At 42.4% G+C, this 23955-nt stretch carries 21 protein-coding genes; 11 read left to right on the top strand and 10 right to left on the bottom strand.

The window, feature by feature from the left end:
• Position 1 precedes the first annotated feature (1 nt).
• The 3 genes from AKG37_RS16645 to AKG37_RS16635 form a co-directional block, all read right to left on the bottom strand.
• Positions 2 to 589 (bottom strand): DUF1700 domain-containing protein, encoded by a 588-nt coding sequence (locus AKG37_RS16645; RefSeq protein WP_060699835.1) that lies wholly within the window; start codon positions 587 to 589, stop codon positions 2 to 4.
• Complete coding sequence (locus tag AKG37_RS16640; protein WP_060699834.1) at positions 582 to 899, bottom strand: PadR family transcriptional regulator; 318 nt, start codon at positions 897 to 899, stop codon at positions 582 to 584. The genes AKG37_RS16645 and AKG37_RS16640 overlap by 8 nt, the downstream gene beginning before the upstream one ends.
• Before the next feature lie 97 nt (positions 900 to 996).
• Positions 997 to 1827 (bottom strand): YitT family protein, encoded by an 831-nt coding sequence (locus tag AKG37_RS16635; protein WP_060699921.1) that lies wholly within the window; start codon positions 1825 to 1827, stop codon positions 997 to 999.
• 335 nt (positions 1828 to 2162) lie between these two features.
• Here AKG37_RS16635 and mmuM point away from each other — a divergent pair, with 335 nt between their 5' ends.
• The 3 genes from mmuM (at position 2163) to AKG37_RS16620 (ending at position 5296) form a co-directional block, all read left to right on the top strand.
• Positions 2163 to 3101 (top strand): homocysteine S-methyltransferase, encoded by a 939-nt coding sequence (gene mmuM, locus AKG37_RS16630; protein WP_060699833.1) that lies wholly within the window; start codon positions 2163 to 2165, stop codon positions 3099 to 3101.
• Between the two features lie 47 nt (positions 3102 to 3148).
• Positions 3149 to 4552 carry an S-methylmethionine permease gene (gene mmuP / locus AKG37_RS16625; protein ID WP_060699832.1) on the top strand — a complete coding sequence of 468 codons (1404 nt, stop codon included), beginning with the start codon at positions 3149 to 3151 and terminating at the stop codon, positions 4550 to 4552.
• Positions 4553 to 4675: 123 nt separating this feature from the next.
• On the top strand, positions 4676 to 5296 hold the full coding sequence (locus tag AKG37_RS16620) for a hypothetical protein (protein ID WP_060699831.1): 621 nt from the start codon (positions 4676 to 4678) through the stop codon (positions 5294 to 5296).
• 339 nt (positions 5297 to 5635) lie between these two features.
• On the opposite strand, the gene AKG37_RS16615 is transcribed toward AKG37_RS16620, so the two are convergent.
• Positions 5636 to 6118, bottom strand: a complete 483-nt coding sequence (locus AKG37_RS16615) for an Ig-like domain-containing protein (RefSeq protein WP_060699830.1) — start codon at positions 6116 to 6118, stop codon at positions 5636 to 5638.
• A 108-nt stretch (positions 6119 to 6226) separates the two neighbouring features.
• Complete coding sequence (locus tag AKG37_RS16610) at positions 6227 to 8893, bottom strand: S8 family peptidase (protein WP_060699829.1); 2667 nt, start codon at positions 8891 to 8893, stop codon at positions 6227 to 6229.
• A gap of 242 nt (positions 8894 to 9135) precedes the next feature.
• On the opposite strand from AKG37_RS16610, the gene AKG37_RS16605 reads away from it, so the two are divergent.
• The 6 genes from AKG37_RS16605 to AKG37_RS16580 are packed head-to-tail and all read left to right on the top strand — an operon-like array spanning position 9136 to position 16625.
• The gene (locus AKG37_RS16605) at positions 9136 to 9594 is read left to right on the top strand and encodes a PTS sugar transporter subunit IIA (RefSeq protein ID WP_060699828.1); all 459 of its coding nucleotides are present in this window, start codon (positions 9136 to 9138) and stop codon (positions 9592 to 9594) included.
• Positions 9591 to 9917 (top strand): PTS fructose transporter subunit IIB, encoded by a 327-nt coding sequence (locus tag AKG37_RS16600; RefSeq protein ID WP_060699827.1) that lies wholly within the window; start codon positions 9591 to 9593, stop codon positions 9915 to 9917. Before AKG37_RS16605 ends, AKG37_RS16600 begins: the two co-directional genes overlap by 4 nt.
• A gap of 39 nt (positions 9918 to 9956) precedes the next feature.
• Positions 9957 to 11075, top strand: a complete 1119-nt coding sequence (locus AKG37_RS16595; RefSeq protein WP_060699826.1) for a PTS fructose transporter subunit IIC — start codon at positions 9957 to 9959, stop codon at positions 11073 to 11075.
• Positions 11076 to 11103: 28 nt separating this feature from the next.
• Positions 11104 to 13767 (top strand): mannosylglycerate hydrolase, encoded by a 2664-nt coding sequence (mngB, locus tag AKG37_RS16590; protein WP_060699825.1) that lies wholly within the window; start codon positions 11104 to 11106, stop codon positions 13765 to 13767.
• A 57-nt stretch (positions 13768 to 13824) separates the two neighbouring features.
• Positions 13825 to 14709, top strand: a complete 885-nt coding sequence (locus AKG37_RS16585) for an ROK family protein (RefSeq protein ID WP_060699824.1) — start codon at positions 13825 to 13827, stop codon at positions 14707 to 14709.
• On the top strand, positions 14706 to 16625 hold the full coding sequence (locus AKG37_RS16580) for a BglG family transcription antiterminator (RefSeq protein ID WP_060699823.1): 1920 nt from the start codon (positions 14706 to 14708) through the stop codon (positions 16623 to 16625). The genes AKG37_RS16585 and AKG37_RS16580 overlap by 4 nt, the downstream gene beginning before the upstream one ends.
• A 59-nt stretch (positions 16626 to 16684) precedes the next feature.
• On the opposite strand, the gene arr is transcribed toward AKG37_RS16580, so the two are convergent.
• A complete protein-coding gene (arr, locus tag AKG37_RS16575; RefSeq protein WP_060699822.1) occupies positions 16685 to 17101 on the bottom strand; it encodes an NAD(+)--rifampin ADP-ribosyltransferase in 417 nt (138 codons plus the stop codon).
• Between the two features lie 304 nt (positions 17102 to 17405).
• Here arr and AKG37_RS16570 point away from each other — a divergent pair, with 304 nt between their 5' ends.
• Positions 17406 to 17741, top strand: coding sequence for a hypothetical protein (locus AKG37_RS16570; protein ID WP_041088841.1), 336 nt, complete (start codon positions 17406 to 17408; stop codon positions 17739 to 17741).
• 15 nt (positions 17742 to 17756) lie between these two features.
• On the opposite strand, the gene AKG37_RS16565 is transcribed toward AKG37_RS16570, so the two are convergent.
• The 4 genes from AKG37_RS16565 to licT all read right to left on the bottom strand — a co-directional run bounded on the left by AKG37_RS16565 (position 17757) and on the right by licT (position 23562).
• Entirely contained in the window at positions 17757 to 18494 is a 738-nt protein-coding gene (locus AKG37_RS16565) for a hypothetical protein (RefSeq protein WP_060699821.1), read from the bottom strand.
• A gap of 695 nt (positions 18495 to 19189) precedes the next feature.
• Positions 19190 to 20611 (bottom strand): glycoside hydrolase family 1 protein, encoded by a 1422-nt coding sequence (locus AKG37_RS16560; RefSeq protein ID WP_060699820.1) that lies wholly within the window; start codon positions 20609 to 20611, stop codon positions 19190 to 19192.
• 19 nt (positions 20612 to 20630) lie between these two features.
• Complete coding sequence (locus AKG37_RS16555; protein ID WP_060699819.1) at positions 20631 to 22490, bottom strand: beta-glucoside-specific PTS transporter subunit IIABC; 1860 nt, start codon at positions 22488 to 22490, stop codon at positions 20631 to 20633.
• Positions 22491 to 22725: 235 nt separating this feature from the next.
• Positions 22726 to 23562 (bottom strand): BglG family transcription antiterminator LicT, encoded by an 837-nt coding sequence (gene licT, locus AKG37_RS16550; RefSeq protein WP_060699818.1) that lies wholly within the window; start codon positions 23560 to 23562, stop codon positions 22726 to 22728.
• A 186-nt stretch (positions 23563 to 23748) separates the two neighbouring features.
• On the opposite strand from licT, the gene AKG37_RS16545 reads away from it, so the two are divergent.
• Positions 23749 to 23949: a hypothetical protein gene (locus AKG37_RS16545; protein WP_060699817.1), complete on the top strand. Its 201-nt coding sequence runs from the start codon at positions 23749 to 23751 to the stop codon at positions 23947 to 23949.
• Positions 23950 to 23955: the final 6 nt, after the last annotated feature.

The raw sequence follows: 23955 nt of genomic DNA, 5'->3' as shown, positions 1-23955 counted from the left end.
TTCATATTCTCACGACCCTCTTTCTAAACATCCCTATGAATGCCATAGTAGTTTGGACAGTTATATGCGTAAATAGCTTTGTCAAATACACTGTTGCCAGACCGCTCAATAACCCGACACCTAATAGCAGAATTCCCACTCCAACCTGCGTGACCACCACATGCAAACCGTCCTGAAAAATAAATGGGGAACCAATGATGCTCCAAAAACCTCCGAGCAAACCAACCAGCGTTATTGTACCTGTCACGAGTGGAATACACCAAATCACCATATACACAGATAGAATCAGCAGAATGACTGTCGCTAGAATACAGCCCCATAATGGTGAGCCTAAAATGAGAATGGAGAGCCTTGTGGCTTTTTCTCCGATTGTCGGCACCTCAATGGTTTTGATTCCTTGTTCCCTCATAATTCCTTCAGCAATGATGGCAGGCTGCCCGACTTGATGAACCGCTTCCTGTTCACTGTAGCCATCTTCCTGATAATCCTCGATCATCTCATCGTAGTATTCGATAAACCGTTCACTGTCCTTTTCACCTAGACGATGCAGATGCTTCTTTAAGCTGCTCAAAAACTCTTTTTTATTCATTGCCCTGTCCTCCAGAAATAAAGTCGTAAATCGCCATCACCTGATCCCATTCCTCTAAAAACTGCGCCATATGCTCCTGGCCGCTTTTTGTCATCCGGTAGTATTTTCTTAATCGACTGTTATGTTCCTGGGAGTAGGTCTCCACATAATTGTTTTGCTCTAAACGCTTTAAAATTGGATATAATGTCGATTCTGAAATCTCAATACATTGGGACATATCTTTAATGATTTGATAACCATAGGAATCGCCTTTCTTTAATACCGCCAGTACACAAAATTCCAATAACCCTTTTTTTAATTGCGCATTCATGTTTACAACTCCTAACCATTTATACTATACAATACATAGTATAATATGACAAGAGGTATAGGGAGAAAAAAAAGACCTTTTTAAGGTCTTTTCATTTTTATATATTCACAAATCCTTCTCCAAACACATCGCGCACGTCATGGACAACAACGAATGCGTCTCGATCAATTTTCTTGATAATCTTCTTAAGGCGCATGAGTTCCTGCTTTTGAATGACCGCGTAGAGAATTTCCTTTGATTCCTTTGAATAGTGACCGCGTCCGTTTAAAATCGTTACGCCTCGATCCAGCGTATGATTGATTTCTTCGGCAATATCATCTTTACATGAAGAAATAATCGTCACTGCCTTTTTCGTGTTAAGTCCCTCTATCACAAAGTCCATTACCTTTGTGCCCACGTACAGCATCACAATAGTAAACATTAATTTTTCCGCACCAATAATAAAGTAGGAAGCAAATACAACGATCAGATCAAAGAACAAGATGGCGTAGCTCACGTTCCAGTCTAAATACTTGTTGGCAATTCTCCCGAGAATGGCAGATCCTGCCGTTGTTCCGCCTGCTCTTAATACAAGACCAATCCCAATCCCAATGATGATTCCTGCAAAAATGGCCCCAATGATTAATTCATGTACATTCACGACCCATGTTGTGGTCAAGTGTAAAAATAGGGAATTACTTGCGACAGCAACCACAGTATAAATCGTGGTCTTCTTGTCCAAGTATTTATACCCCACCAGTAATAAGATCGCATTCAACACAAGGTTTGTCAGCCACGGTGCAATTTCAAACAAATAATAGAAAATGATGGACAGCCCCGTTACACCACCTTCACCAAATTCAAGCGGAATGACAAACATATTCACTGCTGCGGCAAATAAAAAAGAACCAATCACAATCATCGCTAGATCTTTTACACATTTTTTCAATTTTTTCTTTCCCCCTTTTTTAAGCATATAAAAAACCCTCTTTCTGCACGAAAGAAGACAGTCATAGGCAAAATAAAAATCAAAAGACGGCGTCTTTTGATGAAGCTTTCTGAATTGAACCTTTTCATAATATATATCTCTTTTTAGAGGCTGTCAATGACTTGGTTTTCTATTATTTTGACTGCATTTTTATGCACGAAAACCCGCATGTTTTCTGGGTTTTCCCGCTATATGATGTTTATTCGTCTCCTTGACAAAAACACTTTAGTCATTTAAACTACTGCCTCATATCATATCCATCATTTCCGATCTAAAAAGGAGGTTGTTCGAATCCGATGAATCCTATTCAAAGCCGTTTACAAGCTCACGCACCTTTAATTTTAGACGGTGCACTTGCAACGGAGCTTGAACGAAAAGGCTGTAACTTAAATGACAGTTTATGGTCAGCCAAAATACTCATTGAACAGCCAGAATTGATTCAGCAAGTACACTTGGATTACTTCCAAGCTGGTGCAGACTGTGCGACAACAGCAAGCTACCAAACAACGATTGAAGGCTTCGCTGAAAAAGGCTATACAAAAGAAGAAGCTCTTGAACTGATGAAACGATCTGTCACTTTAGCGAAAGAGGCACGCGATCTTTTTTGGCAGGATGAAACGCGTCGTGAAGGGCGGACAAAACCATTTGTTGCTGGATCTGTAGGGCCATTCGGCGCTTATTTGTCTGATGGTTCAGAATATAAGGGAAATTACGGACTCTCAGAGCAAGCACTCATCGATTTTCATAGACCAAGAATTCAGGCATTAGTAGAAGCTGGTGCAGACATTCTTGCGTGTGAAACGATTCCTTGCCTGGTTGAAGCAACAGCCATCGCAAAGCTGCTGCAGGATGAATTCAGCGGGGTATCTGCTTGGATCACATTCAGCGCAAAGGATGACCTGCATATTAGTGAAGGTGATTTACTCAGAGAATGTGTACAAGCACTTGAGCCTTACAAACAGATCGCTGCTGTCGGTGTAAACTGTACGCCGCCTCAATTTATCTCTTCTCTCATTCAAGAGATGAAAAAGGGGACGAACAAACCGATTGTCGTATATCCAAACTCGGGTGAATTATATGATCCTGAAGAAAAGGTATGGAGCGGAGATACGTCTCACCTTACATTTGGTGAATGTGCACATCAATGGTACAAAGACGGTGCACAGATCATTGGCGGCTGCTGCCGGACGACCCCAGAAGATATCAATGACATCTTAAAACGAACTACATTTTAGCATCAAGAATCATCTCACATACTTCTAAGCAAAAGGGCGGGAAAGACATGGAACAAGCAAAAGATCAGTCACAACAATATCAACGTAAAATGACGAGCCGGCATCTGTTCATGCTTTCTCTAGGCGGCGTCATTGGCACAGGACTCTTTTTAAGCTCTGGGTATACCATCAATCAGGCTGGGCCTGCTGGAACAATTCTTGCCTATCTTGTCGGGGCATTAATTGTGTACCTCGTGATGCTCTGTTTAGGTGAGCTGTCTGTCGCAATGCCGGTCACAGGGGCTTTCCATACGTATGCAACAAAATACATAGGACCCGGTACAGGCTATACGGTCGCTTGGCTATACTGGCTGACATGGACAGTGGCACTCGGTTCGGAATTTACAGCAGCAGGGCTTTTAATGCAGCGGTGGTTCCCAGACACATCTGTTTGGATGTGGAGTGGTGTTTTTGCTCTTCTCATCTTTTTACTCAATGCATTTACAGTGAAATTTTTTGCAGAATCAGAGTTTTGGTTTTCCAGTATTAAAGTGATGGCTATTATTCTCTTTATTATCCTTGGCGGAGCTGCGATGTTTGGCTTGATTCCTTTAAAGGGCGGTGAGGCCGCTCCGTTCTTTTCTAACTTTACCGGCGAAGGCGGACTCTTTCCAAACGGCTTTTTACCGATTTTAATGACGATGCTTGCCGTCAATTTTGCTTTTTCTGGTACGGAGTTAATTGGAATTGCTGCGGGTGAAAGCATCAATCCTGACGAGACCATTCCAAGAGCAATTCGCACAACCGTACTGCGTCTTGTCCTATTTTTCGTTGGAACGATCGTGGTTTTAGCTGGTTTGATCCCAGTAGAAGAAGCCGGGGTGATCAAAAGTCCATTTGTTGTGGTATTTGATCGAATCGGAATACCTTATGCCGCAGATTTCATGAATTTTGTCATCCTAACGGCGATCTTATCTGCCGCAAACTCAGGACTATACGCGTCATCTCGTATGCTCTGGTCACTTTCTGAGGAGCGGACACTGCCTAAAAAACTGGCGAAGCTGACGTCAAAAGGGATTCCTTTGAATGCACTCATTTTAAGTATGGTCGGCGGTATTCTTTCATTGCTATCGAGCGTGATCGCACCAGAAACGGTATACCTTGTCCTTGTTTCGATCTCCGGACTGGCTGTTGTGGTTGTGTGGATGGGAATTGCTGCCTCACAGTTGATGTTTAGGAAAAGATTTTTACAGGAAGGTGGACAGCTCCATGATTTATCCTTTCGAACCCCGCTCTATCCAGTGGTTCCGATTGCTGCCTTCCTCCTGTGTCTGGCATCTGTAATTGGCATTGCCTTTGATCCAAACCAGCGGATCGCCCTCATCTGCGGCATTCCTTTCATTGCGTTCTGCTATGCTGCCTATTATGTGACAGCTTGGATTCAGAAAAAACGAGAAGAACCTGGTGTATAACATCAGGTTTTTTCTTTGTTTTAAACGCCTTGACAAAAAAGGATATCACTAGCAAAACAAAGACATTTTGGTATATGATAGGAATCTATGATTTTCAGGACGAACCAAGGGAGATGTCGCGATATGGAAATGACCATTACAAGAGCATTAAGTGAACTGAAAATGTTAGATAAGAGAATCAATCGAACCGTTGATGACGCCGTACTTGGTGGATTGATGATCGGGAAACATATACAGAACGGATTTCAAAAACAAGAAGAAGTCGAAAAAAAGGCGAAGGCTGATGACCAATCGATTCAAGCTTTAATCAAACGCCGAAATGCCATCAAATCAGCCATCGTTGTATCGAATGCGACCACAACGATTGATGTGGCGGGTGTCCGTATGACAGTGGCAGAGGCGATTGAGCGTAAGACGTCGATAGAATACGATATTCGTTATTTACGGAAAATGAAACAGGTGTACAAAGAGCTAGTCGATAAAGCAGAACAAACCAATGAAGATGTCAAAAAGAGACTTGATCAGCATTTAGAAACCTTGTTTGGAAAAGACGGAAAAACACAAGCGGCTGCCAACCAAGAGATTGTGAAGTCTTTCCTAGCTGAAAATGAGGCGATGATGATCGATCCACTTCGCCTTCGCGTGAAAATTGAACAGCTTTCGAAAGAAATTGAAGATTTTCAAATGGAAGTTGATTTTTCATTGTCTGAAAGCAATACTCTGACAAAAATACAGATCAATTAATGGATTTTGTTAGTGAGCCGAAAATCGATAGAACTAAACACCTCCGAGGGAAAGGTCATTCCCTCCTCATCTGATCATCTCTGGATGATCCTTGATAAAAGCTCAAAGCTGAACGTTCAAGGATCAAAGTTCAAGTGTAAAAGTTCTTATCCATCAAAGCTCAGGATTAAAAGTTAAACGTTCGATTGAATCTGGGAATAACGGCTGATGAGTGTTTGTTTATCGACTCTTTCGGTTGCCGCCCAGCAGGTTTGCTAACAAAAAAAAGGATGTCACCAAGTGACATCCTTTTTTCTATGAAAACGACAGGGCTTTCACCAAGTCGTCTCTTCAAGCAGATTAGTTACGTAATGTATATGCCAAATGGTACACACTTGTGACATTTGAAGATAGCTTGATGTCGTTTGAAGTGAAAGTTACTGGAACGATATCGTAATAATGTGTAGACCAGCCAGCGTTATTATATGTACGGTAACCTGCACCTGAAGGAACTTGAATCGTTAGTGAAAATTGTCCATTCTCGTCTGTTGTGCCTGTCGCTGTTTGAGCAAAAGATTTGATGGCTGCTTCAAAATAAAGCTGGATCGGCTGATTCGCCATGAGGTTGCCACTTGCATCTTTTAGTGTTCCTTTAAAAGTAGCTGGATAATACGAACCTACGCGATATTTACTGCCAGACCCGTAATTGACCATACCTCCGTCTGCTGCTGTAACACCTGTTACTTGTACAGATGCTGGTACTGCTCCTGTTTCCTCTGCATGTGCAAAGGTTGGGAATACGAGAAGCAATGATAGAATGAAAGCGAACATCATTTTTTTCATCAATAAATCCTCCTTTTTTTTCCTACTATATTACTATCGACAGTAATTGGTATTTTTCCAGTAAAAAACAAAAAAACTTCCCCTTTTTTAGAAAGGGAAGTTCTTCTTTTATTTTTTCACAACCACTTTTACCGCCTTACTTTCTCTTTTTCTCACATCTGTTGCGGTCACATACAAGACCGTTTTGGCTTTTTGCGGTTTTATTTGGGCAGTAAATGCGCCCTTGTTATTGGTTTTGACTGTTTTAATGACTTTCTTTGATTTGTTTTTCACTTTAATGGTCAGGCCTGCACCCGCAGTCCCTTTGATCGCTTTACTTTTGACCGTTACTTTACTCACTTTCGGCTTAGCTGGTACTTTGCCTTTTTTCACCACGGTTTTGAGAGTTGTAGCGGCCTTTCCTTTTGAAATCTTAATGCGAAGGACTTTGTTCTTGTTTTGATGCTTAATCTTCACACTAAAGGTTCCCTTTTTGCCTGCTGTGCCTTTCCCTAGAAGGGTTTTGCCTCTATACACAGAAATAGCAGCGCCGGCTTTTGCTTTACCTGTCACCTTTTGATGCTGATCTTCCACTTTGCTCACAGATGCATTCAGTTCGACAGCACTTAATGCAGCAAATGCATTCAATCTGCCGTGTCCTGTCATCCAATCGACACCTGGAATTTTCGGGTCGACAATCGGTTCATCGTTTTCATCATAGTAAACGTCGTTTTTTCCATCAACAGATGTAAAGGAAATATCATCTGCTGTACTTTGCAAGATATTTCTCACTTGATTTGGCTTCAAGGATGGATTTTTAGAAAGCAGTAATCCTGCTGCTGCTGCCACATACGGTGTCGCCATTGATGTCCCGCTAAGGTATGAGACATTTCCATCTGGCATCAAGCTCGGAATATCCGACCCTGGTGCTGACATGCTCAGTCCTTTGCCATAGCTTGAGAACTCAGCGGCAATATCCATGCGGTTGCTTGCGCCAATCGCCATTGCGTATTTCGATGTCGCAGGGTAGCCCATCTCTGGTACGCCATCATTTCCACTCGCCACGACCACTAATACATTTCTTTGAGCAGCGTAATTCATTGCATATTCAATCACTCTGCTGTAGTAGCCGCCAAGGCTCATGTTGATGACCTTTGCGCCTTTGTCCACAGCATGTTTGATTCCAAGTGCAATATGCTCTGTATCACCAAAGCCATAGGCATCCAGCACCTTAACCGGAATGATGCCTGTGTGTTGGTTGAGACCTGCCATTGAGTAATGATTATCAGATTTTGCAGCAATGATACCTGCCACATGCGTGCCGTGTCCATTGTCATCGATCGCATTTTTGTTTCGCTCAATGAGATTCGCACCTAAGTCTGTACGAACAGCCCCGCTTAAATCCGTCAAACGGCTGTCTACCCCTGTATCGACAACAGCAATTAATGTTTGCTTCATTTTGCTTGTGCCAATTAGTGTATTCATTTGTTCAAACTTGACGTCAGCGCCTTTTTTCCCGCTGTTTTGTGCACTGTTTTTCAGCGGCCACTGGTAACCATACTGCGCGTCGCTACTAAGTGCGCGATAGGTTTGAACAGGCTCTGCAAACTCAACATTCGGCATGCTGGACAGCTTTCTTGCCGTGCTCTTGATGGCAGCTTTCCCTGCTTTTAGCGTCTTTCCAGCTGATTCTTGCCCCGCTGGCACATCATAGACATACATTCCTTTGAATAAAGGATTTACTGACTGCGATGTCACACGATTTTCTTGAATGCCGTAGCTTTTCATCTTCTTTTTCGCAGATTGAAGTGTTTGGCCATCCTTTAATTTAAAGATGATCTTATTCGTCTTGATCTTCTCTTCTTTTACTAGCTTTTGTTTCTCTAATACATAACCAACCGATTTCCCTTCAAGCTGATCGATTCCAACTTTTTGACTGACTGCTTCTAATTCCTTTTTTAAATAAGCTGGACTTGCTTCCTTGAGCATATCAAAAAGGGAGCGGATCGCCTTTTGTTCTTTTTCTGTCACGATATGACCGCTAAATGCACCATTTTTCTCTACGTCACTTAGCATTGTTTTTAATGTGAGCAGATGGTTGTATACCTTTTGCTGCTCTTTGTGATGTTTAATGAGCTTTGATTTGAGAAACGGCTTTGTTTTTTGGAGCAGACGCACAAGCTTCTGACCATCTGCTGTTTCATTGAATCGTTTATCTTCGATTGTACGCATTGATTGAAGAATTTCACGCCCGTGCTTTTTCTCAATAATAATGATTTCAGGCTCATCATCTTCAGGAAAAATGGGTTCAGAAGGCGGAAGGTTTGCTCCTTTATATCCGATTGAATATGCCGCATCCTCTTCCTCATCACGGCTGTCTTCCTCCGAACCTAAATAGAGCACTTTGACATAGTAAGGACCTGACCATGCATGCGGGAAGTTGATCTCTGTTTCCCCGCTAGATGTGTCCGTGCGATATCTTGAATATGTATCATCCTTCATCGCTCTATCCTTACTTGGATAGACCGATACGGACAACACTTGTTTGCTTTTCACAGAAATTTGCATATGCGTATGTTTTGCCACCTCTTGTGCAGATGGCGAGATTTGGTACCATGACTCTTCCTTTTCATTCTGTAATGTACCTGAGATCACTTCACCATTTTTTAACCCTATGGCTTCAGTGACATTCGTTCCTTTACTGGCAGCTGCAGCCTCGTATCCAGGTAATGCTGCCATACATAAAATGATGGCCATGAGTACGATGACACAGGATTTGACCTGTTTTTTGAACATGAAAAGACCCCCTTATCTTTTATGATACCTTGGAAGAATATCACAGAAAGAGATGTAGTAGAATCTGTTTTTTACATAATTAAACTCGTTTTAAGCTAGGATTTGAGATATTCAGACAGCAAGTCAAATAGCTTCATAAACTTTTTGCCATTTCAAACGGAAAATGATTCTATTTAACCATGACAAAAAGTACATTACAATCAACTTGTAAGCGCTTAATAAACAAGAGAGAAGGGATCAGCTTGTTCCAAAAAGATCATGTTTTCACAAAAGTAAACGGTCGATCAAAGAATGAGATTTTACAATATATTTCTGAGAAAGCTGAAGACCTTCAGATTACACACGATCAAGCAGGGCTATTAACGGATTTATTAAAACGGGAAGACGAGGTCTCCACAGGACTTCAGCAAGGCTTCGCCATCCCTCATACAAAAAGCTCTGCTGTACAAAAGGCTTCACTTCTTTTTTTAGAGCTTGAGCAGCCTATTGATTGGGGAAGCTTCGATGATTTGCCCACAAGCTATTTATTTACACTGCTCGTTCCACTAGAAGAGGCCAATATCACACACCTGAAGTTACTGTCAGGTATTGCGACCAGCCTAATGGAACCTGATTTCATCGAAAAGATTCAACCCGGTCAAACAGCCGATTACTACTACGAAGTCATTGAACAACAATTGAAAGAGGGGATTACACAATGAAAATTGTCGGTGTCACTTCATGTCCAGCAGGATTAGCTCATACACCAATGGCAGCAAAGGCATTAGAAAATGCGGGTAAACAGCTTGGACACGAGATCAAAATCGAACAGCAAGGCATTATGGGACAGGTAAACGGCATTACAGCAGAAGAAGCACAGCAGGCAGACCTCTGCATCATTGCCTCAAATCAGCATATCAACGATGCGGAACGCTTCTCAGGCATTCCTACAGTACGTGTCGAAATCGGACGCGCCTTAAAAAATGCCGAACAAATCATCACCAAAGCCGTAGCGCTTGTTGAAAAGAAGAAATCTGAATCTTAATAAACATGAGCAATGCCATATAGAAAGGAGCAAAGCAAAATGAAAGCAAAATTAAAAGTGATTGAAGGCCACCTCATGACCGGAATTTCTTATATCCTTCCTGTGATCATCGGTGCCTCACTTATCGTTGGTTTAGCGAAACTGGTCGGATTAGGATTTGGTGTTTCAGATTTAAATGCCTATAAGGATGCTGGCGGCATACTCCACGGCGCCTATTTAATGGAGCAAGTTGGCTGGACAGGTATTGGCTTAATGAACGTTCTGCTCGCTGGATTTATCGCCTATTCCATTGCGGATAAATCAGGTCTTGCAGCGGGCTTTATCGGCGGTGCCCTTGCCAGCGCAACGAATGCAGGATTTATTGGTGCCGTCATTGCCGGCTTCTTCGCAGGATATGTCGCTCTATTTGTGAAAAGAAAAATTCAAATTCAAGGCTCTGCAGCAGGGCTCGTGCCTCTGCTCATCTTGCCGCTCATTACCGTTGGCTTAACCGGACTTCTTATGTCTGTTCTACTGGGCGGACCATTAGGTGCTTTGAACACAGCATTAATTGAATGGATCAAAGGCATGGTCGCAGATGGAACAAGTACACTCGCGCTCGCTCTCATTTTAGGTGCGATGATTGGCTTCGATCTTGGCGGACCGGTAAATAAATCAGCCTGGATGGCTGGTAACGCGCTCTTCCTATCAGGCGTCTATCTCCCTGCCATTCTCGTCAATATTGCCATTGTCATTCCACCGCTTGGATATGGGATTGCGACTTTAATTCGAAAACGCAACTTCTCTCCAACCTTTAGAGAAGCAGGACGAGGCGGGCTCGTCATGGGCATTATCGGTATTACAGAAGGGGCGATTCCTTTTACCCTCGTCAATCCTTTGAAATTGATTCCGCTCAATGTCATCGCGTGTGCTGCTGGAAGCGGGGTCGCTGCATTATTAGGTGTTCATGACATCATGCCACCAATTGGCGGGCTATACGGCTTCTTCTCAGTCGGAAACTGGTGGGCTTATTTAATCGGAGCCCTTACTGGCGCACTCATTATCGGTATTGGCGCCAACCTACTTGTGAATTTCTCTGAGAAAAAAGAGCCAAAAACGCCAGAGCATGATCAGAAGCAGAAAGAAGAAGACGATTTTGACCTTGTGCTAGAAGGATAATTTGAACAAAGAAAGGTGTCGTTGATCAATGACTGTCAATGTACATGTGATTCCACATACTCACTGGGACCGGGAATGGTATTTCACCACCTCCCGCTCCCGTATCTACTTAATGAAAAGCGTAATGGACATTTTAGACACCCTTGAAACAGATGAAAGATTCCATTACTTCATGCTCGATGCCCAGGCATCCTTATTAGATGATTACCTGAAATGGCGTCCAGAGGATGAGAATCGAATCAAAAAGCTCGTCACAGCCAAACGTCTCATCATCGGTCCGTGGTATACCCAAACTGACCAGCTCGTCATCTCAGGTGAATCGATTGTGCGGAACCTGCAATATGGAATTGAACGCTGTCAGCAGTTCGGTCATGTGATGAAAGTCGGCTATGTCCCTGATTCCTTCGGCCAATCCGCACAAATGCCTCAGATTTATCGCGGATTCGGCATTGTGGATACGGCATTTTGGCGCGGCGTTTCTGACCATATGACGAATCATACTGAATTCAATTGGCGCGGCGCTGACGGCAGTGAAGTCTTTGCTGTGAACCTGCCATTTGGTTACTACTACGGCGGTAATATTCCTGAGAAGGATGAAGACTTACAAGCCTTTTTATCTGAAAAAATTGGTGCGCTGCAAGCGAAGGCCACCACAAAGAATGTCTATTTCCCAAATGGCTTTGACCAGGCACCGATCCGTAAAAAACTGCCTGACTTATTAGAAAAAGCCAATGAACTTGACGAGAATCACTATCAAATCAGTAGTTTAGAAGACTATATTGCAGCAGTGAAAAAAGAGCGGACGTCTTTTGAGACGTTACAAGGAGAGCTTATTCACGCGAAGCATATGCGGATTCACAAATCGATCTTTTCAACACGAGCTGATTTAAAAATCTTAAACAATCAAATTGAAAACTATCTCGTCAATGTGATGGAGCCAATCTTAACGATCAGCTATTCACTAGGACATGACTATCCTCATAACACGGTTCGTGATATTTGGTACCTCATGTTTGAAAATGCAGCGCATGACAGCATTGGCGGCTGTAATAGTGATACGACGAATCAAGACGTCTTCTTCCGCTACAAGCAGGCAAAGGAGATCGCCGAGAATTTGGTGGACTTACACATGCGTCTCATCGCAATTCGACTGCAAACAGAGCAGGAAATCACGTTCACTTTATTCAATACACTGCCTTCAACGCGCTCTGAAGTCATTGAAGTCGAAACGTTTATCACAGAACGTCCATTTACGCTGAAGGATGCAAATGGAAGAACGCTTCACTACACAGTGAAAAACAAAACTGATGTCACAGATTATGTGCTGGCACAGCAAATTTCTCTTAACCCAAGTAAGGATGTGTACATGCCACAACAAGTATGGAAAGCCGTTCTGCTAATTGAAGCCAGCGACTTACCGTCAGTAGGTTATACACAAGTGAGCATGGTTTTCGATGAATCAAGCGAATCTGCGTGGGAACAAACAGAAGGACGCGTTATTGAAAATGAGTATTACCGCATTGCGGCAAACGACAACGGATCGCTGGACATCACAGATAAACAAACAGGCAAGACCTTCTCTGAGCAAATGATCTTTGAAGACAACGGAGACGATGGGGATTCCTACAACTATTCACCACCACGTGAGGATCTGTATGTGTCATCCAAAGATCTTTCATCAGCAAACATCACAGTGTCTAAAAGCGGTCTGCAAGAGGAGCTGACCATCCAGCTTCAGCTCACTGTCCCATATGACTTAGAGGAACGCTCTCAGCAATCGACCACGACTTCACTCCCAATCACAGCGAAGGTGGCATTAAATAAAGATGAGGCTGTTATCCGTTTTCATGTGGATGTCGACAACCATGCGTTAGACCATCGTCTGCGTGTTCTCTTTGATACAGGCATCGCGTCAAACGTTTCACTGAGCGATCAACAGTTTGGTACAATCGAACGCCCAACAGAACTGACGCAAGAGCTTGAATGGTGGAACAATGAACATTGGGAAGAAAAACCGATCACCATTGAACCGATGCAATCCTTTGTTGCACTTCGTGACGATGCATATGGTGTCGCTCTGTTGACCGACTGCGTGAGAGAATACCAGATCACAGGAGAAGGCTACACAACGATTGCGTATACCCTCTTCCGCTGTTTCGGAAAAATGGGGAAAGAAAATCTTCTTTACCGTCCAGGCCGCGCATCTGGAGAAAAAATTGTTGAGACACCTGATGCTCAGCTTCAAGGCGCATTATCATTCTCATTCGGTATGCATTATAGCCAAGATGCCGTCAGCGAGGGACACTTAGCACAGCTTGCCAAGCGGTATACAACTCCTGTTCAATGCTACGAACGGGCAGACTTTTTAAACGGTCGTTTAATTTTCTCTTTCCGAGATGAGAAAGAAGACTTACAATCTACTTATAGCCTGCTTGACATTGAAACAGACGGAGCCATTCTAAGCGCTCTAAAGAAAGAAGAGCATGGAACAGGCATTGTCATCCGTCTCTTCAATCCATATTTAGCTCGTCAAACAGCCGCTTCAATCAATAGTTCATCTCTACAACACGGAGAAACAGCGAATTTAGGCGAAACACCTGAAGGACATATACTCAAAGCACAGCATGGATCATTACACATTGAACCGCTCACACCTTGTCAGGTACAAACCTACATTGTAAAGAAAAAATGAACATGTAGGGGCGGGATCCATTTGGATTCCGCCCCTCTTTAATGGAGGGCATTGATCATGAGAATTGGAGGCATTGAAGCAGGCGGAACGAAATTTGTCTGCGGCTACGGAACAACAGACGGAACGATTGAAAACATGACTTCCTTTGCAACAGGAAATCCAGATGAAACATGCCGGCAAGTGATCGATTATTTTACAGAGCATCCTGTCGATGCACTTGGAATTGGGGCATTCGGGCCTGTCGATGTGAAAGAGAAAAGCCCAAGCTATGGGACGATTTTAGACACACCCAAAACAGCCTGGCGCCAATTCCCTTTCCTCTCTACCTTACAACAAGCTCTTGGGGTCCCGATGAAGCTTGATACCGATGTAAACTGTGCAGCACTCGGAGAAGCCCGTTTTTCGACTGAAGCAGAAAAACCTGCCTCTTTGGTCTATATCACAGTTGGGACTGGAATAGGCGGCGGTGCCTATATTGAACATCGCCTCATTCACGGATTGCTGCATCCAGAAATGGGTCATATCACGGTTCAGCGTCATCCTCATGACACCTACGGAGGCTGCTGCCCAATACATCATGACTGTCTAGAGGGACTGGCATCTGGACCTGCCATAGAAGGACGCTATCATACACTGGCACCGATGCTGCCAGAGGATCATCCTGCCTGGTCACTTCATGCCTACTATCTCGGGCAAATGACCGCTAACTTACTTCTCACCCTTTCACCTGAGCGCATCATTCTAGGTGGAGGTGTGATGAAACAGCCGGCTATGCTGCCGCTCATTCTTGATGAAACTGACAAGCGGCTTCACGGATATTTGCAGCTGCCAAAGCCCTTAAATGAAATCATCACCAAACCATCCTTTGATGGATTATCTGGTTTAATGGGCGCAATCGCTCTTGGAACTGATGCCTTACAGGCAAAAGGAGCCGCGCAATGATGATGACGGCAGATACTCGAACCTATCAGCTGATTCAGCGGCTATTTGAAACGAAAAGGTTCGTGAAGCTGGAGGAGCTCACTGCCTCTTTTCGCTTATCTGACCGCTCCATCCGTAATTTGATAAAGGAAGCAAATGAGCAGCTAAAAGAAGCTGGAGCCATGATTAAAACGATCCGTGGAAAGGGATATACTCTTTTAACGAGTGATCAAGACGCTTTCCTTCTGTGGCTTCATCAACAAAAGCTCCCTGCCCGCTCTCTCGTCCCCGTCATGCCAGAAGAGCGTGTACGCTTTATGATGAGAAAGCTATTGCTTCAACCAAATTACTTAAAAATTGACCAGCTGGCTGAAGAGCTGTTTATCAGCCGTATGACGGTCAGCAGTGATTTAAAAAAAGGACGAGAGCTGTTAGCCCGTTACGGCATGACCCTTGTGTCAAAGCCCGGATTCGGCTTAAAGATAGAAGGAGACGAACTGCAAAAAAGAACGTGCTATGCAGACTTACTTCTTGAGGAAGAGCCTGCACTCTCTCATATCACTGAGCGGGAGCAGCTCCATTTTCCTGATATTTCTCTTGAAACCATTCGATCGATTGTACTGACGAATCTGCATCAAGAGTCATTACTAATTAAAGACATTGCCTTAAAAAATTTAGTCATTCACTTAGCGATTGCGATCCAGCAAACACGAAAAAACCAGCGGATATCTGCCAGTACCACCCGCACACAACGGTCGCCAGTTTTGATGAGTATCGCCCAAAAAATCATCCAGCAAGTGAGTGACACCTTTCACGTGACCCTATCAGAGGATGAAACAGATTACTTAGTCATGCATCTATTGGCAAATCAAACGTGGAAAGAAGCCGCCCAGCATCAGACAACAGTGGAAGTTCAACAGGCGGTTACGGTCTTTTTACAGCACATTGAGAAAACAAGCGGTCATTGTTTTGCGGATGATAACATCCTGCGGCAAGACTTGATGCTTCATATGAAGCCATTATTAAATCGAATCCAATATGGCGTATCCTTACAAAATCCGCTTTTGCAGGAGATCAAAACGTCCTATCCTTACCCGTTTGATTTGGCTGTCAGTGGACTGAATGCCCTACAACTGGTAAGGACGCCAAATGAAGACGAAGCCGCCTATGTTGCCTTGCATATCGCTGCTTCATTTGAAAGAAGTCAGCTCGACACCTCACAAAAAAAGAAAGCCATTATCGTGTGCGGGTCTGGGCTAGGGACGGCAAGACTGCTTGAGATTAAATTGAAGGCGGCCTTTCAGCATGAACTTGAAATTGTTGAGCTCTATTCCTATCAGGATTATCTAATGAGCACCTCTTTGCCATGTGACGTCATCATTACAACCGTTCCACTTACATCAAAGGGAAAACCAATCATTCAGGTCAACGCCTTTTTTGAACATCACGATATACAGCGCGTGAATGAAGTCATTCATTTATTAAATGGACACGGGGCACCCTCAAAAGAACTAATGGCGTTTTTTCAAGAGCGATTGACTTTATTGAATGCTGACCTAACCAACAAGGATGAGGTATTAGACATACTATGCAGCCGTTTAGAGGCGCATCAGCTAGTATCGCCTTCTTTTCGGCCCTCAGTGCTTGAGCGGGAGAAAATGTCGTCTACCTATCTTGGCAGTGGCATTGCAATGCCGCACCCGCTCATCACAAATGAAGGCACCTCCTCTGTAGCTATCGCTCGCTTAAAGCAGCCGATTGACTGGCAGGGAAACCAAGTATCACTTGTCTTTTTATTAGCCATTCATAAAGATGACGCGGCCTGTATGAACCAATTCTTTGAACAGGCCGTCGATTTATTGGACAATCCAGACCGTATTCGCTCCCTCAAGCAAGCCAAAACATTTGATGAGCTGATGAATGCGTTGTTTCAATAAATAGAACAAAAGGCCGCCCAGTCTTAAGGCGGCCTTCGTGTTATTTAAAATATAGATCATCAATCGTATATGACATTTTTTCCTTCTTCACTTAATTTTTTTAAAGAGCTCAGCATATGATTGATTTCTTCATCAGAATGTCTTTCCCAAGTACCTAATTCCGCGACTATTTTCAACGGAGATTTCGATCGATAAGAACGTGTTGGATTGCCGGGAAATTTTTTGTCAGTTACATTCGGATCATTTTCAAACTCGCCTAATGGTTCTACAATATAAATTCTCTCTTTCGCATCAGATCTTGCTAATTCAGCTCCCCATTTGGCCGCGTTTAATGTGCCGGTGAAATAGATATGGTTTGATTTTTTATCCTGATAATTGGATAAATACAGCGGTTCAAGCAGATCTCCAACCTTCAATTCTGCCTTTGTCCCATGAAAAAATGGGCCCGGATCTAACACCTGCTCATTGTCATTCATACAGCCACACCCCTTATCGTTTTTGACTTGCGTATAACAGTATACGGCCTGATCTGGGCGGAAAACAGTCTATAAGTTAGTTTGAATTCGGGGTATAATGGTAGTAGAGAGTAAGATGTGATTTGTAAACTCCCGCAAGTTGAAAAAAATAAGAATACATAAAAAGCTGTTAGAGGCCATAAAGAATATCTGATCAGGATTAAAGAGATGAGGATAAAGTAGCCAATGAGACGTTTGAGGTCTTGGCATGTTGGCATCAATAATTATATAATTAACTAAATTTTACTTTGGAGGTGCTTTTTATATGTCTATTCAAGTGGATGATGATGATATTTTAGAGATGTGTAATATATATGCTCAAGAAACTCATCATAGAGAAGCATTGATTTTAGGAAACAGGAAGGGTCTATTGGAATTAAAAAATGCGATAGATCAGGCTTTAAAAACTGGTAGTGCTGTTGCACATTTATACCCATCTGATTTTGAAGGATATGAAACTTGTATTGCTTTAGTAGATGATGAAAATCAGTTTGAGAAGTTGATGACTCCTTATGTAGAGCAATATGTACAAGATGATGATGCAATTGATCCAATTGAAATTATTAAAGATTACGATGCTAAAAAAGAAAAGCCCTTATAAAAGGGCTTTTCTTTTTTAGTGGAGTATTGTTCTACCTTTTACAGCTTTGTGTTTACTTGGTACTGATGCTCTAAGAGCATGGTGTATTTGAATTTTTGGAGCTACATGAAAATGCCAGTACCAATTTGATGATCCTGGTTTTAGTGGTATGACTCCGTTATCAACTGCAAATACTCGTATTTTCTTTTTTCCTTTTTTATGGAACACTTTTACGAGACTCTCGACTTTTCCTTTTCTATTTTTTACATACCAATCGATATGATAGTTCTTCCCAAAACCTTTAATTCTGTTCTTCAAATACTTCAGTGCAACTTTTGCGCCTTTTGATCTTATGGCCCACAAAGCAACTCTTCCTACGGTCATTGCGATTGGTACGAAGAATATTGGTAGTGCTTGTGTTGTGATTTCACTCTGACTACCTTTGGAGTCAAGTTGTTTCATTCGGTTTTCTAAAGCTAAAAATGCTTCATTGTTGAAATATTGATCTATCACTTTATTTTGTTCTGACTCTGACATGCTTTCAAATTCTTTTTCTGTAAATGGAAGGTTTTCTATGTATTCTCCCATTTTCATTTCAAGCTCGTCTAATTCTTTGGTAGCTTGTTCATTTTGTAGAACTGTTGGAGTTACTAACGCTTCTAATTCTTGTGAATTGATAAAGTATGTTTCTGCTGATGCTTCTGATGAAAATGGAGTCCATATTGATAAGACAAGAGCTAGGGTAATTAGGGTTAAAAGTGTTTTTTTGTACACTCTGTTTGAAATCCTCCTTTTGTATTATATTCCAAATAAAGGTTATCATTTTAAAATGAGTGTATCAATGGATTTAAGATAGATTTAAGAATATTCCTTTTTTGGTTGCGGTGTCCGCAATCATTTTTTTATTTTTTAGAACTTCGTTTTGGTGAAAATTTCTGCGGTAGAATTCGTTCGTGATGGATTTAGGGGCAATTATTATTTGTGGTTTGATGCTCTTTGCAGTGTGGTTTGAAGAAGAAGTTGGCGATTAAAGCCTGTTATTCAAACAAACTACTGGACACTTCCTATTTCCTTTGGCAATAACAATGATAGCTTCAGTTTTCTATCCTAATTCTATGTTAGCAAAATCAAATACATATCTCCCCAATCAGACAATTGACATAAGCCGAAATGCATAGTTCTTAAACAATGGTACAAGATATAACCCGCTACAATCTAAAGAAGCCCAAACTAAAAATATCGTCACTACAATAGCAAAAAAACTTGCTGTTCAGACTCTTCGCAAGTCAGGCACATATTTAGAAAAACCCTTATCAAAAGTAATAGGCAAGAAATATGCAAAGAAAGCAGTTTATAAGGCTCTTAAAATTAGACTATCATTTTAGAACAACTCGAATAGTATGATCTTGCTAATAAAGTGAACGAAAAAAAGCCAACCACCCAATGAAGGTGATTGGCTTTTTCATCATTTACTTCCCGATGTTCTCTCCATTTTGCTGAATCAATGTTTCGTACCAATAAGAGCTCTTTTTACGAATTCGCTTGAGGTCTTTTAGGTCAAATTCGTCGCGGTTGACGTAGATGAACCCGTAGCGCTTGGAGCATCCTTGGTGTGTGCTGATTAAGTCAATGGCTGACCACGGGCAATATCCGAATACCTCGACGCCGTCTGTGATTGCCCATTTGATTTGTTCAATATGCTTCTCTAAATAATCAATTCGATAATCATCTTGAATCGATCCATCTTCTTCTAGCTTGTCGAACGCACCCAATCCGTTTTCTGTGATAATAAGCGGCAGCTGATAACGGTCGTAAATCTCACGCATCGTTGAACGGAAGCCGACAGGGTCAATCTCCCAGCCAAAGGCATTTTTACTTAAGAACGGGTTGTTGCCGCCTTTGTAGACGCCATCTTCCCCTGATTTCAAATGCTGATCTCCGCCGCGTGCAAATTCGTCGTTGCCATCTCCTTTACTCGCTTCAACCGTTTGAGATGTGTAGTAGTTAAAAGCAATGAAATCTGGCTTCGCACTTTTCAAAATATCCATATCTCCCTCTTCGATAACAGGAAGAATGTCTTTTTCTTTCATATACGCCCAAGCAAGGTTGTTATAACGGCCGAAGACCGCCATATCAAGATAAAGCCAGTTGCGGATCGCATTGTAATTCGCCGCAGCAAGCACATCCTCAGGTTTTGGAGATGCTGGATAAATGAGCGCAATGTTTGGCGCTGGTCCAATTTTCGCTTCAGGCAGCATTTGATGACAGAGCGTCATCGCTTTTGCCTGTGCAACGAGCATATGGTGATTCTGCTGATACAGTTCTTTTTTTGGATTTTCTAAATTTGGATCAAGTGTACCAAGCGCTGATCCATGTAAGATCATCATGTTTTGTTCATTAATGGTCAGCCAATATTTCACCTTCTGACCATACTCCTTGAATAGCACCTCGGCATAGCGTTCAAATGCATCCACTGTCGCACGATTTGACCATCCACCCTTTACTTGAAGCGCATGAGGCAGATCAAAATGATACATTGTCACGATTGGCTCAATGTCATAGCTGCGCAATTCATCGATGAGAGAATGATAAAATTCAATCCCCTTTTGATTGATCTCCCCATCTCCATCTGGAATGATCCGTGTCCACGCAATGGAAAAGCGGTAAGCCTTCAAACCCATTTCTGCAAACATCTTCACGTCCTCTTTATATCGGTGATAGTGATCGCTTGCGACTTTAAAATCCGTTGTGCCTTCAGGATAACTGGCTCTCATGTCAATGACAGAAGGCCCTTTGCCATCCTCATTCCACGCACCTTCTACTTGATAGGCGGAAGTCGATCCGCCCCAGAAAAAGTCCTTTGGAAATGGTGCTAGTGTTGAATATCTCATAAATTCTTCCTCCTCATAATTAAACTAGATGTAAAAATGACTGTCCCGGAGCAATTTGTTTCTCCTCTGTTTCAATAATATCGCTAAACTCACCGGAATTGGTAATAATCACTGGTGTTGTGACTAACAAACCGGCTGCTTGGATAGCTTCAATATCAAACTCAGCAAGCAATTCACCTTCTGTTACGGTTTGCCCCTGAGTAACCTTCGGGGTAAAATGCTGACCGCCTAATTGTACGGTATCCAGCCCAATGTGAATGAGTACTTCTGCTCCGCTTTCAGAGGTAAGACCGTACGCATGTCCAGTTGGGAACACCGTTGTCACGACTCCTGACACTGGTGCAAACAGCTTGCCTTCTGATGGAATGATGGCTGCGCCCTTTCCTAGTGCGCCAGATGAGAATGCTTTATCCTGTACTTCCTCAAGCTTGATGACCTCGCCCTTTAAAGGACTTTTCACATGAGCTGCTTTGACTCCATGTTCATTTTCAATAACTGGCGCAGCACTTGCTACCGGTGTTTCATCTTCATCTACTGGATCTTTAAATCCAATCAAATAAGTTAAGATGATTGATAGGACGAACGAAACCGAGATTCCGATGATAAACCCTGTAAATCCTTGACCGTAGAAAATCGGAAGTGTCAGTAAACTTGGAAGCCCTGACGCAATCGCAATACTTTGTGAATAACCGATAATCGCACCGCCGACCCCAGCAGAGATAACCGCTGCAATAAATGGTTTTTTCAAACGAAGTGTGACCCCGTATACAGCTGGCTCTGTGATACCAAACACGGCAGAAACTGCTGTCGATCCAGCCAATGATTTCAGTTTTTTATTCTTTGTTTTCAGCATAACACCAATTGAAGCACCTGCTTGTGAGAATACAGCTGGCGCAGTGGCCGGTTTAATATGATCTTTTCCATGGACTGCAATATTATTTAAAATGACTGGCACAAGTCCCCAATGGATACCGAATATTACAAGAATCTGCCATGCCATCGCAATTAAAGCACCTGCAAGTGTAGGACTAAAGGAGAATACTTTCAGTAAAACAGCTGCGATGCCGTTCCCTGCATACACACCAAATGGTCCGAATACAATGAGTGTCAGCGGAACAACTGTCACAAGTAAAATGAGTGGTGTAATAAAGTTTTTGACACTTTCATGAATGACTTTGTTAAAGAAACGTTCGATATACCCCATAACAAACACTGCCAAAATGATTGGGATAACCGTCGATGTATAAGACATTAAGACGACCGGAATGCCGAAGAAGGTCACATCTCCGCCGCCTTTTGACAATTCTTGAATGGTTGGATAAATAAGTGCTCCAGCAATCGTCACAGCGACAAATGGATTCGCTTTAAACTTCCTAGCAGAAGTGAATGCGAGTAGTAATGGCAGGAAGTAGAACAAGCTATCAGACGCAGCAAATAGAATTTGATACGACGTATCTTCAGGAGATAACCATTTCGCGTTGATACAGATGCCTAAGAGACCTTTTAAAATACCAGCGCCCGCCATAACACCGAGAAGTGGTGTGAAAATCCCTGATACAATATCGACAAATTTACCGAAAAGGCTTGTGCTCTCATCACCTGATTTTGCAGATGAAGCAGAGGAATCCTCTAATAGATTCGTAAACTCCCCGATTTCTCGATAAACCTCTGGTACGGTGTTGCCGATGACCACTTGAAATTGGCCGCCGCTTTCCATGACTGTCACAACACCATTTAATTTTTCAATGGCTGCTTTATCTGCTTTTGATCTGTCATTTAAAGTGAAGCGAAGTCTTGTGGCGCAATGCACCAATGAATGAACGTTTTTCTCTGTGCCAATGTTTTTGATAATGTCTTCTGCTAATTGACGATGACTCATACAAAAACCCCCTTTTTTTGAAAAAAATACGTTTTTGGGCAAAATAAAAACCTAAACGGGCACCAAAAATAGTCGCAACTTTCCATTGCGCTTTTTCAGTGAACGTTTAGGTTTTGCCTGCCGAACAGTCACAATCCTCTAAGACGATCATTGTGAAACCGTATTCTTTTATGTTTATGAGCAAATAGTACCACTCACCTTTTCACATGTCAACGCTTTCTTTTAAAATCTATCTTTATTTTTCTCGTTTGATCAGTCGATTCAAATGAATAGACAGATACAGCATCTCCTCTGATGTGAGATCTCGGTGATAGGTTTCATAGACATATTCTGCGATTTTCTTTGCACATTCATATGCCTTCGGATATTTTACTTTGATCAGCTGATATAAATCCTGATCTTCGCTGACAAGCAGTGTTTCATTGATCAGACGCTGGACGAAAAAACGCAAATGCGTAAGAAAACGATAAAAGTTGAGTGAGTCCTCATCAAATTCCATGTTGAGATGATATTTCACAATGGTGAGAATGGCATTGACTTCCTTTGTGATATTGACCGTCGTATTCATATCCTCATTAAGCTCTGCGTTGATGATATGCATAGCAATAAAACCTGCTTCATCCTCAGGCAGTTCAATATGAAGACGCTCTTCAATCATCTCAAGACAGTCCTTTGCCACGAGAAATTCATCTTTGTATAAGCGTTTGATCTCCCAAATGAGCGAGTTCTCAATCAGATGATTTTTCTTCAACCGTTCGATGGCGTAATGAATATGGTCTGCCAGCGATACATGCAGACTTTCGTTTAATCTACGGTTCAGCTTTGTATGTGCATATTGGATCATTTCCTCGGTCACCTTGACCACATCATACGGAACCTCTTGGAGCAGCATTTTCATCCGCTCGTGAACGGAGTGATCCTCTAGGCGGAAGACTTTATCGATTAACGCTTCGTCCACGGGGTCTCCGGGACGTCGCTGGAAAGCGATGCCTCTGCCCATGACGACGATTTCTTTCCCTTGTTCATCTATTACACTAATGACATTATTGTTTAGAACCTTTTGAATCTGCATTTCCAAACACCTCCGTCTATCACCAACAACTTTACTCAAAATATGCTCTCATCTTAACACAACTGTCAAATCACTTGGTGTTTTTATCTGACTTTTGCAATAGAATTCATAAATTATTCTACCTCTTCATTGCTGGTCTCATCATTCAACAGCCTGCATACAATAATCCTGAGGAGGTGACCTTTTATGAAGGCTTTTTTCTGTTCTGCATCGTTTTTATTCTTGCTCATGTTGACCCTCATCATTCTAGGCATCGTGTTCTGGCTGAGTGGACAAGGCTTAGATCAGCTTTGGAGATATATCATCATCTCCCTTGTCACAGCAGCTGTTTTGCGCGGCATCACCACTTGGCTGAAGCGGCATGTGATGCATCATTCACCCAAATAAAAACGG

It is taken from the genome of Bacillus australimaris, assembly GCF_001307105.1.
GTDB lineage: Bacteria > Bacillota > Bacilli > Bacillales > Bacillaceae > Bacillus > Bacillus australimaris.
This window is presented reverse-complemented; position numbering and strand designations above follow the sequence as displayed.